Raw genomic sequence first — 12,237 nt, 5'->3', positions numbered from 1 at the left:
GTCGCTATGCGCTAACGGACCGTCAGGAAGGGGTCCGAACGGTTGCGTACGAGGCGGGCGTCAAGAGCCAATAGCCCCAAAGGGGTGCCCTGTTGAATCTCCGTCAGGTTGCAGAAGGTTGCAGTTCACTGTTGGACCGTGGCCTATGCCGTGATGCTAAGATCATCGCACTTGCCAACCGGGTAGTCACCTGCTATGGCAAAAGGGAATTCCGCGCATCGGCCTGAGATAAAACGCCACCCCGGGGAGAGCTATGCCATTAGCCGGGCCCTCAGAGGCATTCTGGCAGCGACCGCGCGCGGCCGATCGTCTATTGTCTGGTGGCCGCGCGTGAACGTCCGTACGGCAGCCGGGCATTCGGCACCTGGTGGCTTCGTCGTCCGAAGAGAGACTTATGACGCAATACTTCCAGGACCCAGCGCTGTGGGCTTTGGTCGCTGGTACACCTGTCGCCGCAACCGCGATCATTCGTGGTCGGAAGAAGATTTCGGAGCTGAGGAAAGAAAAGCTTGAGCTGAAGCAGCACTACGCGCAGCTGGAGGAGCACTACTCGGAGGCCGTGGAGGAGGCCAAGGAGCGTGCCGAGGAAGCCACCAAGAACACCCTGAAGACCGCCATGCGGACCCTCCAAGGTCTGGCGAGCGAACAGCAGTTGACGATCTCCAAACTCCAGGAGACGTACGGCGAGCATAAGATCCTGCAGGACCTGCTGGACATCGACCACATGAACTCGCAGTTCGCGCGGCGGGCCCAGTCCATCGCCGTGCTCTGCGACGGTTGGCTCGGCCGGAGGCGAAACGATGCCTCACTCTACGACGTGGTCCGCAGCGCCAAGGGTCGTATTCGTCATTTCACCCGGGTCGAGATCCGGTCGCAGAGCAATTTCGCCATCGTCAGCCGCGCGGTGGAACCGGTTGCCCTGGTCCTCGCCGAATTGCTGGACAACGCCACCAGTTATTCGGCGCCGGAGACGGCGATCGAGATCAACATCCGCCCGGTGCCCAAGGGCGTCTGCATCATCGTCGACGACGCCGGTGTCGGCATGAACGAGGAGGAAAAGGCGCGGGCCGGTCAGCTGCTTTCCGGCGGCACTTCGGCCAGCGTGTCCAGTCTTGGCAATCCGCCGCAGTTCGGATTCACCGTCATCGGTGTGCTCGCCGCGCGTTACGGCTTCACGGTGTCGGTCGACTCCACCTCGCCGTACGGCGGTGTGCGCGCGGTCGTCCTGCTCCCCGACGAGCTGCTCACGTCCCTGCACGAACCCGAGGAGGGTCCCGCCGTGGCCGCGTCCATCCCGTTGCCGCCCGAGAACCCTTCTGGTCAGCAGGGCGCCGCGGTCCCGGGGCGCCATCGGGCGGCGACCGAGACCGGCCCCCCGGACGAGGACGCCGGCCGCCCGGCCATCGTCGAGACGACCGCCGGCGGTCTGCCCAAGCGCCGTCGCCGCGGCGCGATATCGATCGTGCCGTCGGAGACCGAGAGCACTCCCACTCCGGCTCGCGACAGTGCCCGAACGGCGTCCGCGATGGGCGCATTTCAGCGTGGTACGCAATCGGGCCGTCGTTCCACCCAAGCAAGCAGTGAAGGGCATGAGGTTCCGTGAACTACGATCTGTCGTGGATGCTTGACAGTGCTCTGGAATTGCCTGAAGCGCAGCATGCCATTCTCGTTTCCGCCGACGGGCTGTTGATGGCCCGTTCGAAGGAGGTCGGCCGGGACCACGCGGACACCGTGGCCGCCGCGATGAGCGGAATGCAGTCGCTGAGCCGCACGGTCTCCGATTTCTGCAACAGTGCCGGGCCCAACGCGCGTCCGCAATGGCGGCAGACGTTGGTGGAGTTCGACCACGGCTGGGTCTTCCTCATCTCGGCCGGCGAGGGTGCCTATCTCGCGGTCTCGGCGTCGCCCGACGTCGACATGGCGGAAATCTCCTTCCGGATGCAGCAGTTGGTCGGCCAGCTCGGCAAGGCGCTCACCAGCCCGCCGCGGGAGAGGGCCGATATCCAACCATGAGCACCGATGACGAGCCGGAACTGGTACACGAAGCAGCGGAATTAGTACGGCCGTACGTCATCACCAACGGCCGGGACCTCGTCGACGACAGCGCCTTCTCGCTGCTGACGCTGGTCACCATCGCTCAGGAGCCGCCCCGGACCACGCCGCTCGACCCGGAGAAACAGCGCGTGTTGGAGCTGTGCGCCGGGGGTTTTCTGTCGATCGCCGAGATAGCCGGGCACACCGGCCTGCCGGTGGGCGTCGTCAAAATTCTGGTGTTCGATCTCACGGAGGAGGGCCATCTCTATGTGCGCGCGCCCATCCCCAGCGCTCAGCTTGTCGAACGGCAAATCCTTGAGGAGGTGCTGAATGGGCTCCAGGCTCGCTTCGGCTGACGGCGTGTATCTGCGGAATTCCGTGCAGACCGCCGCGAAGATCCTGGTCGTCGGGCACTTCGCGGTGGGCAAGACCACGTTCATCGGCACCATGTCGGAGATTCCGCCGCTGCGGACCGAGGAGGTCATGACGCAGGCCAGCGCGGGAATTGACGATCTTCGCGCGGTGCCGGAGAAGACCACCACGACGGTCGCGATGGACTTCGGCCGCCTGACGCTGAGCGAGCGGCTGGTCCTCTATCTGTTCGGAACCCCCGGTCAGCAGCGCTTCGTTCAGGTGTGGGAGGACATGGCGCGCGGGGCGCTCGGGGCGCTGATCCTGGTCGATCCGCAGCGTCTCCAGGAGTCCTTCCCTGTCATGGACCTGGTAGAGCAGTACGGCATCCCGTACGCCATCGCCGTGAACCGCTTCGACGGCACTCCGGACCATGCGCTCGACGAGATCCGTGAGGCGCTCGATCTGCTCCCGGAGACGCCGGTGGTCAATTGCGATGCGCGTGACCAGAAGTCGTCGGCGGATTGTCTGATCACGCTGGTCCGCTATCTCCAGTCCCGTCTCAACTAGGAGTTGATCCATGCAATCACGTTCGGAATTCGAGACTCCGCCGCCGGGTTGCCCGGCACATGCCGACGGCATACGGACGTCCCTGCACGGCCCGGAATTCGCCGCCGCCCCGCACGCGATCTATGAACAGCTGCGGCAGTACGGCCCGACCGCCCCGGTCGAACTGGCCCCCGGCGTCGAGGCGGAGCTCGTCACCGATTACGGGACGGCGTTGCAGATCCTCCAGAACCCGGACGCCTTCGCGCGCGACCCGCGCCGCTGGCGGGCGCTCAACGAGGGCCGGGTGCCCCTGGACAGCCCCGTGCTGCCGATGATGATGTACCGGCCGAACACCATGTTCTCCGACGGGGCCACGCATCTGCGGCTGCGTCAGGTGGTCACGGACAGCCTCGCCAAGGTCGATGTGCACCGGGTCAGCCGGCATGTGGACCGGGTCGCGGCGTACCTCATCGACCAGTTCAGCGTTCGCGGCAAGGCGGATCTGATCGGCGACTTCGCGCAGGTCGTGCCGCTGCTGGTGTTCAACGACCTGTTCGGCTGCCCCGCGGAGCTCGGGGACCGGCTGATCGTCGCGATCTCCAACCTGTTCGACGGCATCGACGTGGAGCGGTCCAACGAGGAGATGGCCGGGGCGCTCTTCGAACTCGTCGCGCTGAAGCGGGCGTTGCCGGAGGACGACATCACGTCCTGGATGATGCAGCACTCCGCCCAGTTGACGGACGAGGAGATGGTGCACCAACTGGCGCTGCTCATCGGGGCCGGCACCGAGCCGGTGCAGAACATCATCGGCAGCGCGCTGCGGCTGCTGCTCTCCGACGAGCACTTCGCCGACGGGCAGCAGGGCGCGGGCGTGCTGGTCGAGGACGCCATCAACGAGGTGCTCTGGAGCAGCCCGCCGATCGCCAACTACGCCACCCACTACCCGGTTCGGGACGTGGAGGTCTCCGGGAGCAAGCTGCCCGCGGGCTCCCCGGTCCTGATCAGCTTCGCGGCGGCCAACGCCGACCCGACCCTGTCCGCCGGCCGACAGACCGTCAGCAAGCGGGCACACCTGGCGTGGGGCGCCGGCCCGCACGCCTGCCCGGCCAAGGACCCCGCGCTGCTGATCTCGATCCGGGCGATCGAGAAGCTGCTCAACACCCTGCCCGACGTCGAACTGGGCGTTCCGCTGCACTCGTTGACCTGGCGGCCCGGACCGTTCCACCGGGCGCTCAATGCGCTGCCCGCCCGATTCACTCCGGTACGGGCCGATCGGCGCTCGTCCGTCGGGAGTCCGACGCGGGAAGCAGCGGAATCCCACGGCCCCGTTCCGGAGCAGGGCAAACGCAGGAGGAACGGTTGGTGGAGCGGATTCCTGAACTGGTGGAAGGTGTGAGCCGTGCGACAGCGTAGATGTTCTTTGTCCGCATGAACGTTCCCGCGGAGGGGTATGCAGCGCTGGCGATTACTGTGTGATCCTTCTGAAAAGGGAGTCGCCCGTGGAGCCCGCCCTGGCTGCCGCACCCGTCGACCGACGCAGCGTTGTTGCGCTTTTCTCCCGACTGCGTTCGGTGCGAGGACAGTCGTATCCATTGCCGTTCTACACGAAACTCCGGACCATGGGGGAAATGGTTCCGGCGCCGTGGGGCGGGCACTTGGCGACCTCTTACCGGCTCTGCCACCAGGTGTTGCGCAGCCGGGACTGGCGCGTGCCCGACAGCGCCTGGCGGGCCTCCCAGACCGACGCGGCGCGCTGGCACGCGCCCGCGGCGCGGCAGATGGGTGCCACGCTGCCGATGCTCAACCCGCCGCATCACACCCAGATGCGGCGGCCGTTGGGGAACGTATTCGACCGGGCCTCACTGGAGGAAATGCGGCATTCCGTCGAGCGAAATGCCGAACGGCTCGTGGACGCCTTCGTCGATGAACTCCGGGGCGGCCCCGCCGACTTCTGTGCACGGGTCGGTGACGAACTCCCCGTCATTACCATCGGGGAATGGCTCGGCCTGCCCGCCGCGGATTATCCCCTGCTCCGCTCGCTCACCCACGACCAGGTGCACACCCAGGAACTCTTTCCCACACCCAGCCAGCTCGCGATATCCGACTCCGCGACCCGGCGTTTGCGCGAGTACTTCTCCGACCTGATACGAGAACGGAGAAAGTCGCCCGGCAACGACCCGATATCGTCCTGGCTCAGTATGTGGGACGCCATCGAACCCGACCGGGACGCCGCCGACGAGGCGGTCTACGCCCTCGCCCTCTTCATGGTCCTGGCGGCGCTGGAGACCACCTCGCACCTGCTGACGACCATGGTCTGGCTCCTCCTGGCGCACCCCACGCAGCTGGAACTGCTGCGCACCCACCCCGAACACCTGCCGGGCGCGATCGACGAAACGTTGCGCTACGACGCCCCCATCCACATGATCAGCCGCATCGCCCCCGAGGACACCGAACTGGCCCAAGTGCCCGTCCGCAAGGGGGAGATGGTGCAACTCATGGTCGGAGCCGCACACCACGACCCGGCGCAGTACGTCGCCCCCGAGGTCTTCGACATCCGCCGCAAGGCCCCCCACCTCAGCTTCGGCGGCGGCATCCACTACTGCCTCGGCAACGCCCTCGCCCGCATGGAAGCCGACTGCGTCCTCACCGCGCTGCTGCGTCGCCTGCCCGGGCAGGCGCTCCGCCTCGCCGCCACTCCCACCTGGGAGTCGAGGGTGGCCTTCCGCCGGCTCAGCGAACTCCCCGTCGTCCGCGCCTGATTGGGGACCTCCCGCAGGCAGTGTGGCTCGATCACCAAGGAACACCATGACGCACGACTACAAGAACCTGCTCGTCACGCAGGAGGGACCCGTGCTGCGGGTCAGGCTGAACACGCCGGAGACCGGCAATGCCGTCTCGGGGCCGATGCTGGACGAACTCCTCGCCGTGCTCGGCGCGTTGGACGACGACCCCGGCATACGGGTGCTGATCCTCTCCGGCGAGGGGGCGGACTTCTGCCTGGGCGGGGACCGCAGCGAGTTCCCCGAGCTGCTCGCCGAGGAGTCCGGCGGGCTGGCGCTGCGCGCCCTCGGCAACAAGGCCCGCCGGGTGTGCGACGCCCTGGCGACCACGGAGGTGGTGACCATCGCCCGGCTCCACGGCGGCGTGGTCGGTGCCGGAGTGGGCCTGGCGCTCTTCTGCGACCTGCGGGCGGGGGCCGACAGCTGCCGCTTCCGGCTGCCGGAACTCGGCCTCGGCGTGCCGCCGGCCTGGGGCGGCATCATGCCCCGTCTGCTGCACGAGGTGGGCGCCGCCAAGGTCCGCGAACTCGTCCTCACTGCCAGCAACTTCGACGCGGCGACGGCCATGGAGCTGTCGATCCTGCACACCGTCGTCCCCGAGGACGCGCTGGACGCCGCCCTCGCCCGTTGGACCAAGCCCCTGGTCCGCCGGTCGCCCACCGCGCTGCGCACCGCCAAGCTGATGATGAACGCCTACGGGAACGCCCACCGCCTGGCGGACGCCACGCTCTTCGACGCGGAGCTGCTCTCGTCCGCGCTGAGCGCCGCCCAGCAGACCCGGCGGGGCTGAACCCCCGCCCGTAGCAGGGGGAAAGCGGCCTTCTGCCGGTGCGGCCCTGACCAGGCCGCACCGCCGCACGAACGGGACCGCTCAGTCCCCGGCCCCGCCGGCCCGACCGGCGTCCTCGCCACCCGCGTCGACCGGGACCGCCGCACGGTGCCGGGCGGCCAACTCCAGGTACATCGCGGCGTTGAGTTTGATGGACTCCCGCTCCTCTGAGGTCAGTTCGCGCTTGACCTTCGCCGGCACGCCGGCGACCAGCGAGCCCGGCGGCACCCGCATCCCCTGCGGCACCAGCGCCTGGGCCGCGATCAGCGAACCCGCCCCGATGTGCGCGCCGTTCAGCACCGTGGCGCCCATCCCCACCAGTACGTCGTCCTCCACGGTGCAGCCGTGCAGCACCGCGTTGTGGCCGACCGAGACCCGCTCGCCGACCGTCACCGGGAAGCCCGGGTCCACGTGCACCGTGCAGTTGTCCTGGATGTTGCTGTCGGCGCCCAGCGCGATGGGGCCACAGTCGGCGCGCAGCACGGCGTGGTACCAGACGCTCGCCCCGGCGGCCAACGTGACGTCGCCGACGACGACGGAGGTGGGTGCGGTGTACGCCCCGGGGTCGATGCTCGGCGCCTCGCCGCCCACCGCCGCGATCACTGCCCGCTCTGCCATCTGTGCCTCTCCTCGCCTCTCGGGTGCCGCGCCACCAGCACCGTAGACGACCAGGGGTGGGCGGCGGGGGCGGTCGCGGGTGGGGCGAAGATCACAGCCCGGGGCGCGGTCGGCGGCCGGAAGCGCTGAGTACCGTGAGCGGGTGCCGATAGACAAGAACGTGTTCTCGTCCCTGACGGCCTGGCGGCGCCGCGCGGTGTCGCGGGCCGTCCACCGCGGGGCGCACTGGGTGCGCCGGGCCGCGGCCGTCACGGTCGAGCGCCCCGGCCCGTACCGCTTCCGCCGGATCGGCACCGGCACCCGGCTGGCGTTCCCGCAGGGCACGATCTTCGGCGACCCCTGGATCGAGGTGGGCGAGCACTGCATCATCGCCCAGGACGTCACCCTCACCGCCGGCATGATGCCGGACCTGGACCTCGGCCCGGAGCCGATCCTGACGCTGGGCAACGGCGTGGTCCTGGGCCGCGGCAGCCATGTGATCGCGGACGTCCGGCTGACCATCGGCGACGACTGCTTCTTCGGCCCCGGCGTCTACGTCACCACCACCAACCACAGTTACGACGACCCCGAGACGCCGGTCGGGAAGCAGTGGCCGCGCAGCGCGCCGGTCGCGATCGGCCCGGGTGGCTGGATCGGCACCGGCGCGGTGATTCTCCCCGGCGCCCGGCTGGGGCGGAACGTGGTGGTGGCGGCCGGTTCGGTGGTCCGCGGAGAGGTCCCGGACCACGCCGTGGTGGCCGGGGCGCCCGCCCGGATCGTCCGCCGCTGGGAGCCGGGCGAGGGCTGGCGGCCGCCGCTGCGGACACCGGCACCGGTGCCCATCCCGGAGGGCGTCACCCCGGAGGAACTGCTGGCCCTGGGGGAGTGGGAGAAGGCGGAGGGGTAGCGCCGGCGGCCGCTTCATCCGGCGGCCCACCGACCGTGCGGCGACTGCTAACTTGACGGTATGCCCGTGCCGATGGATGCCTTCGATGTTGTCCGGCCCGCCACCGAGTGCCTGGACCTGTTGACCGAGCCGGTGGTCGCCGCGCTGCGCGCCTGGCGCGGCTCCGTCCCCGTCGAGGAGTTCCTCTTCGTCGACACCGACCCGGCCATCGCGGACACCGAACGCCTCGTCGCCCACTACGGCGACTGGCTGCTTGAGCAGTCCGCGAACTGCGTCGTGGTGGCCGGCAAGCGCGGCGGCGAGGTCACCCTCGCCGGCTGCGTGGTGCTCTCCACCACCCGCGTCGACGTCAACGGCGTGGTCCGGCGCCATCTGGGCGCCCGCAAGGCGTCGTTCGCGCCGATGGACACCGCGGTCGGCGAGAGCGGCATGGAGTACGGCGGCATCACCCCGGTCGGCCTGCCCGCGGCCTGGCCGCTGTTGGTGGACGCCGCGGTCGCCGACACCCCCTACGCCCTGATCGGCAGCGGCAGCCGCCGCGGCAAGCTCATCGTGCCCGGCAAGGCACTGACCGAACTGCCGGGCGCCACGGTCCTGGAGGGTCTGGGCGTCGGCTGACCGCCCCGGCCGGTCAGCCGGCCCGCGCCTCGCGCCAGCGCCGCAGGTCCAACGACAGCGGCGTGGCGTGCTCGGTGAACCCCAGGCTCCGGTAGAGCCCCTCGGCCTCGTCCGTGGCGTGCAGATCGACCCGGCTGAGGCCCTGCTCGGCGAACCATCCCAGCAGCGCCTCGGTGGCCGCCCGGGCGTAACCCCGGCCGCGGTAGCGGGGATCGGTGCAGACGTTGAAGACGAAGCCGCACTGGCCCGTCGGGTTTACCGGCGACGGCAGCCGCTCGTCGATCGTGCCGAGCGCGCACGCCGCCAGTCGCGGCCCGGCCGCCCCTGGGGTGCCCCCGTCCGCGTCCGCCTCCACCACGAAGCCGACCAGCCGGCCGTCCGATCCGGCCAGTTGCCGGCGGGCCGCCGCCTGGGCTGCCCGCTCCCAACTCCCGGGCTCGTCCCGCCCGTTCATCGCCAGGTACATCAGCCGGCGCAGCCGGACCAGCTCGGCGGCGTCCTCGGGGCCCGCGACACGTGGTGTGATCATGCCGGCAAGCTAGCGCACCCGGAGCTCAGCCCAAACGGGGAATCTCAAGGGCCGGACAGCGGTCCATCACCATGTCGAGACCGGCGGCCCGGGTGCGCCGGTACGCCTCGTCGTTGATGACGCCGAGCTGGAACCAGACGGCCCGGGCGCCGATCGCCACCGCCCGGTCGGCGACGTCCCCGGCGAGCTCGCTGCGGACGAAGACATCGACGACATCGACCGGGAACGGCACCTCGGCCAGGGACGGGTAGCCCTGCGCGCCGTGCACCGTCTCGGCCTTGGGGTGCACCGGCACGATCCGCTTGCCGTAGCCCTGGAGCACCTCCGCGACGTGGTACGCGTCGCGCTGCCGGTTCGCGGACAGGCCCACGATCGCCCAGGTGTCCCCGAGTTCGGTGAGGATCGTGCGGACGGTTGCCTGGTCGCTGCGCATGGGCCTCCTGTCGTCGGTGGTGGGGGCAGCGTACGCCCGGCGGGCGGCCGCTACCGCCCGGCCTCCTCGGCGAGCGCGCGCTCGGCGGGACTGGCCATGTCCAACAGCACCATCGCGTCGTGGTCCGGGGTGCCCGCCGGCGCCTGGTACGTGACCAGGCGCTGGCCGTCGGTGCGGAAGATCTCCATCACCTCGAAGCTCAGGCACATCGCGCCGACCTCCGGGTGGTCGAAGTGCTTCTGCCCGCCGCCGCGCAACCGCACCTCGTACCGCTCCCACAGGCGGGCGAACTCCGGGCTCTTGACGACGAGTTCGCCGACGAGCTGGGCCAGTTCCGGCATGTCCGGGTCGGCGCCGGCCATCGCCCGCAGATGGGCCGCGCTGTGCCCGGCCATCTCCTCCCAGTCACGGTAGAGCCGGCGGCCCATGGGGTGCAGGAAGATATAGCGGGTGAGGTTGCGGCGCTCCGGCGGCCAGTTGGTGATGCCGGGGAAGAGGCGCAGGCCGGGGCGGTTGGCGGCCAGCAGGTCGTTGGTGCGGCTGACGACGCACGCCGGGTGCGGGCGCAGCGACTCCAACAGGGCGCGCACCGACGCCCGGACCCCGCGCGCCCCGCCCGGCTCCGACGGTGGCGGGGGTGCCTGGCCCGCGGCGAGCGCCGCCAACTCGTGCAGGCGGCCCAGCGCCTCGGGGGCCAGGCGCAGTGCCTGGCCGAGCGCGGCGATCACGGCGGGTGAGGGGCGGGTCTCCCGGCCGCGCTCCAACCGCGTGTAGTAGTCGACGCTGACGCCGGCCAGCGTCGCCAACTCCTCGCGGCGCAGCCCCGGCGTGCGGCGGATGCCCGTGCCGGCGGGCAGTCCCACGTCCTGCGGGCGGATCAGCCCGCGACGGGCCCGCAGGAAGCGGCCCAGTTCCGTGCCTTGGCTCATCCGACCATTGTCGCAAGGCGGGGCGCGCGGTGGGGGGCCGTGTCAGGGCCAGGCACGACGCTCCCCCGCACCGCCCGGCCTGTTGGGCACCGGGCCGGCCGAGCAGGCTGCTGTCCGAATCCGGCGTGTGAGGGCGCCGTGCGGGGGCAGGGCCACCGCACGACGGGACGGCACGGCGGGACGACGGACGAGGGGATGGCGGCACGGTGAGGAGCGACGCGCGATGAGCGGTACACGAGCCTTTGCGGGCACGGGAGTTGAGGGGGAGGCGGGGGCCCCGACAGGGCCGGGTTCCGTCGTCGCGGCCCTGGTCGCCGGCGTGCTCGGCTTCTTCGTCATCACCGTCGACGTCTCCGGCGTCAACGTCGCGCTGCCCGCCGTGGGGCGGGAGCTGGGCGGCTCGCTGGCCGGGCTGCAATGGGTCGCCGACGCCTACACGTTGATGTTCGCCGCGCTGATGCTCTCCGCCGGCGCGCTCTCGGACGCGGTGGGCGCGCGGCGCGCGTACGGCTGGGGGCTGGCCGGCTTCACCCTCGCCTCGCTGGCCTGCGGCGCGGCGCCGACACTCGGCGCGCTGACCGCGGCGCGCGTCGTCCAGGGCAGCGCGGCGGCGGTGATGGTGCCCGCCTCGCTGGCGCTGATCCGGCAGGCGTTCCCCGACGCGGGCGCGCGGGCGCGGGGGGTCGCGCTGTGGACGCTCGGCGGCGCGGTGGCCATCGCCGCCGGGCCCGTCCTGGGCGGGCTGCTCACCACGACCTGGACCTGGCGCGCCGTGTTCGCCCTCAACGCCCCCGTGGGGGTGGTCACTTGGCTGATCCTGCTGCGGACGGCGCCCTCCCCGCGGTACCGCGCGGCGTTCGACCTGCCGGGGCAGGCGATGGCGGTGCTCGCGCTGGCCGGGCTGACCTTCGCGGTGATCGAGGGCGGGCACCGTGGGCTCACCGGCACCGTGTGGGCCGCGGCCGGCGTCGCGGTGGTGTCCGCGGCCGGCTTCGTGGCCGTCGAGGCGCGGCGACGCGCGCCGATGCTGCCGCTGGGGCTGTTCCGGCTGCGCGGCGTCGCCGTGCCGGTCGTCGCCGGCTTCACCACCAACGCCGCCTTCTACGGCGGGGTGTTCGTGCTCAGCCTCTTCTTCCAACAGCAGCGGGGCCAGTCGGCGCTGTCGGCCGGGTTGATGTTCGTGCCGATGGCGGCGGCCACCGCGCTGCTCAACTACCTCTCGCCGCGGACGGTTTCCCGCTTCGGCCCGCGCGCGGTCATCGTGGTGGGGCTGCTGATCGTCGCCATGGGCTGCGGTGCGCTGCGCACCGTGGGCGTCACCACGCCTGCCTGGGCGATCGCGTTGGTGATGATCCCGTTGGGCGCCGGCGGCGCGCTGGCGATGCCGGCGATGACCTCGCTGCTGCTCGACAGCGTCGCCGCCGAACGGGCCGGGACGGCGGCGGCGCTGCTCAACACCAGCCGCCAGACGGGCGGGGCGCTCAGCATCGCCGTCTTCGGCGCGCTCCTCGCCGGCGACTTCGCGACCGGCATGCGGGAGAGTCTGCTGGCCGGCGCCGGCCTGTTGGTGGTCATGGCGCTGGTCGCGGGGGCGTTGCTGCCGCGCCGGTGAGTGGGCCCGGGGCGGGTCCGGGCCGCCGCGTCCCACCAGGTAGATTCCGGGCGAGGTAAGCGGAAACTC

Annotated in this window: 14 protein-coding genes; 10 read left to right on the top strand and 4 right to left on the bottom strand. The window is 70.8% G+C overall.

Going from position 1 to position 12,237, the window contains the following annotated elements; translation table 11 throughout:
• Window positions 1-394: 394 nt before the first annotated feature.
• The 7 genes from ACFVFQ_RS25400 to ACFVFQ_RS25370 all read left to right on the top strand — a co-directional run bounded on the left by ACFVFQ_RS25400 (window position 395) and on the right by ACFVFQ_RS25370 (window position 6,504).
• Complete coding sequence (locus ACFVFQ_RS25400; RefSeq protein WP_383419943.1) at window positions 395-1,603, top strand: ATP-binding protein; 1,209 nt, start codon at window positions 395-397, stop codon at window positions 1,601-1,603.
• A complete protein-coding gene (locus tag ACFVFQ_RS25395) occupies window positions 1,600-2,013 on the top strand; it encodes a roadblock/LC7 domain-containing protein (protein WP_383419941.1) in 414 nt (137 codons plus the stop codon). Before ACFVFQ_RS25400 ends, ACFVFQ_RS25395 begins: the two co-directional genes overlap by 4 nt.
• The gene (locus ACFVFQ_RS25390; protein ID WP_383419939.1) at window positions 2,010-2,390 is read left to right on the top strand and encodes a DUF742 domain-containing protein; all 381 of its coding nucleotides are present in this window, start codon (window positions 2,010-2,012) and stop codon (window positions 2,388-2,390) included. The genes ACFVFQ_RS25395 and ACFVFQ_RS25390 overlap by 4 nt, the downstream gene beginning before the upstream one ends.
• Window positions 2,365-2,955: an ATP/GTP-binding protein gene (locus ACFVFQ_RS25385; protein WP_383419936.1), complete on the top strand. Its 591-nt coding sequence runs from the start codon at window positions 2,365-2,367 to the stop codon at window positions 2,953-2,955. Before ACFVFQ_RS25390 ends, ACFVFQ_RS25385 begins: the two co-directional genes overlap by 26 nt.
• A gap of 10 nt (window positions 2,956-2,965) precedes the next feature.
• Window positions 2,966-4,330 carry a cytochrome P450 gene (locus ACFVFQ_RS25380; protein WP_383419934.1) on the top strand — a complete coding sequence of 455 codons (1,365 nt, stop codon included), beginning with the start codon at window positions 2,966-2,968 and terminating at the stop codon, window positions 4,328-4,330.
• A gap of 223 nt (window positions 4,331-4,553) precedes the next feature.
• Window positions 4,554-5,693, top strand: a complete 1,140-nt coding sequence (locus ACFVFQ_RS25375) for a cytochrome P450 (RefSeq protein WP_383419932.1) — start codon at window positions 4,554-4,556, stop codon at window positions 5,691-5,693.
• Between the two features lie 46 nt (window positions 5,694-5,739).
• Window positions 5,740-6,504 (top strand): enoyl-CoA hydratase/isomerase family protein, encoded by a 765-nt coding sequence (locus ACFVFQ_RS25370; protein ID WP_383419930.1) that lies wholly within the window; start codon window positions 5,740-5,742, stop codon window positions 6,502-6,504.
• Window positions 6,505-6,585: 81 nt separating this feature from the next.
• On the opposite strand, the gene ACFVFQ_RS25365 is transcribed toward ACFVFQ_RS25370, so the two are convergent.
• Window positions 6,586-7,161, bottom strand: a complete 576-nt coding sequence (locus ACFVFQ_RS25365) for a gamma carbonic anhydrase family protein (protein ID WP_383419928.1) — start codon at window positions 7,159-7,161, stop codon at window positions 6,586-6,588.
• 142 nt (window positions 7,162-7,303) lie between these two features.
• Here ACFVFQ_RS25365 and ACFVFQ_RS25360 point away from each other — a divergent pair, with 142 nt between their 5' ends.
• Together ACFVFQ_RS25360 and ACFVFQ_RS25355 are read left to right on the top strand one after the other, a co-directional pair.
• Entirely contained in the window at window positions 7,304-8,047 is a 744-nt protein-coding gene (locus ACFVFQ_RS25360; RefSeq protein ID WP_383419925.1) for an acyltransferase, read from the top strand.
• Between the two features lie 60 nt (window positions 8,048-8,107).
• On the top strand, window positions 8,108-8,665 hold the full coding sequence (locus ACFVFQ_RS25355; RefSeq protein WP_383419921.1) for a YbaK/EbsC family protein: 558 nt from the start codon (window positions 8,108-8,110) through the stop codon (window positions 8,663-8,665).
• A 13-nt stretch (window positions 8,666-8,678) separates the two neighbouring features.
• Here ACFVFQ_RS25355 and ACFVFQ_RS25350 read toward each other — a convergent pair whose 3' ends face one another.
• Genes ACFVFQ_RS25350 through ACFVFQ_RS25340 form a run of 3 tightly spaced genes read right to left on the bottom strand, consistent with a single transcriptional unit; the run spans window position 8,679 to window position 10,556 of the window.
• Entirely contained in the window at window positions 8,679-9,194 is a 516-nt protein-coding gene (locus ACFVFQ_RS25350) for a GNAT family N-acetyltransferase (protein ID WP_383419919.1), read from the bottom strand.
• Window positions 9,195-9,219: 25 nt separating this feature from the next.
• Entirely contained in the window at window positions 9,220-9,627 is a 408-nt protein-coding gene (locus tag ACFVFQ_RS25345) for a CoA-binding protein (RefSeq protein ID WP_383419917.1), read from the bottom strand.
• Window positions 9,628-9,677: 50 nt separating this feature from the next.
• Window positions 9,678-10,556, bottom strand: coding sequence for a helix-turn-helix domain-containing protein (locus ACFVFQ_RS25340; RefSeq protein ID WP_383419915.1), 879 nt, complete (start codon window positions 10,554-10,556; stop codon window positions 9,678-9,680).
• Between the two features lie 223 nt (window positions 10,557-10,779).
• Here ACFVFQ_RS25340 and ACFVFQ_RS25335 point away from each other — a divergent pair, with 223 nt between their 5' ends.
• Window positions 10,780-12,168 (top strand): MFS transporter, encoded by a 1,389-nt coding sequence (locus ACFVFQ_RS25335; RefSeq protein WP_383419913.1) that lies wholly within the window; start codon window positions 10,780-10,782, stop codon window positions 12,166-12,168.
• The last annotated feature ends 69 nt before the right edge of the window (window positions 12,169-12,237 follow it).

The organism is Streptomyces sp. NPDC057743 (assembly GCF_042798755.1).
In the GTDB taxonomy this organism is placed as follows: Bacteria; Actinomycetota; Actinomycetes; order Streptomycetales; family Streptomycetaceae; genus Streptomyces.
This window is presented reverse-complemented; position numbering and strand designations above follow the sequence as displayed.

Bases quoted from the DNA above. Each gene is read 5' to 3' on its own strand.
- ACFVFQ_RS25400 (WP_383419943.1), top strand. From the start codon at position 395: ATGACGCAATACTTCCAGGACCCAGCGCTGTGGGCTTTGGTCGCTGGT.
- ACFVFQ_RS25390 (WP_383419939.1), top strand. From the start codon at position 2,010: ATGAGCACCGATGACGAGCCGGAACTGGTACACGAAGCAGCGGAATTA.
- ACFVFQ_RS25385 (WP_383419936.1), top strand. From the start codon at position 2,365: ATGGGCTCCAGGCTCGCTTCGGCTGACGGCGTGTATCTGCGGAATTCC.
- ACFVFQ_RS25380 (WP_383419934.1), top strand. From the start codon at position 2,966: ATGCAATCACGTTCGGAATTCGAGACTCCGCCGCCGGGTTGCCCGGCA.
- ACFVFQ_RS25375 (WP_383419932.1), top strand. From the start codon at position 4,554: ATGGGGGAAATGGTTCCGGCGCCGTGGGGCGGGCACTTGGCGACCTCT.
- ACFVFQ_RS25370 (WP_383419930.1), top strand. From the start codon at position 5,740: ATGACGCACGACTACAAGAACCTGCTCGTCACGCAGGAGGGACCCGTG.
- ACFVFQ_RS25365 (WP_383419928.1), bottom strand. From the start codon at position 7,161: ATGGCAGAGCGGGCAGTGATCGCGGCGGTGGGCGGCGAGGCGCCGAGC.
- ACFVFQ_RS25355 (WP_383419921.1), top strand. From the start codon at position 8,108: ATGCCCGTGCCGATGGATGCCTTCGATGTTGTCCGGCCCGCCACCGAG.
- ACFVFQ_RS25350 (WP_383419919.1), bottom strand. From the start codon at position 9,194: ATGATCACACCACGTGTCGCGGGCCCCGAGGACGCCGCCGAGCTGGTC.
- ACFVFQ_RS25345 (WP_383419917.1), bottom strand. From the start codon at position 9,627: ATGCGCAGCGACCAGGCAACCGTCCGCACGATCCTCACCGAACTCGGG.
- ACFVFQ_RS25340 (WP_383419915.1), bottom strand. From the start codon at position 10,556: ATGAGCCAAGGCACGGAACTGGGCCGCTTCCTGCGGGCCCGTCGCGGG.
- ACFVFQ_RS25335 (WP_383419913.1), top strand. From the start codon at position 10,780: ATGAGCGGTACACGAGCCTTTGCGGGCACGGGAGTTGAGGGGGAGGCG.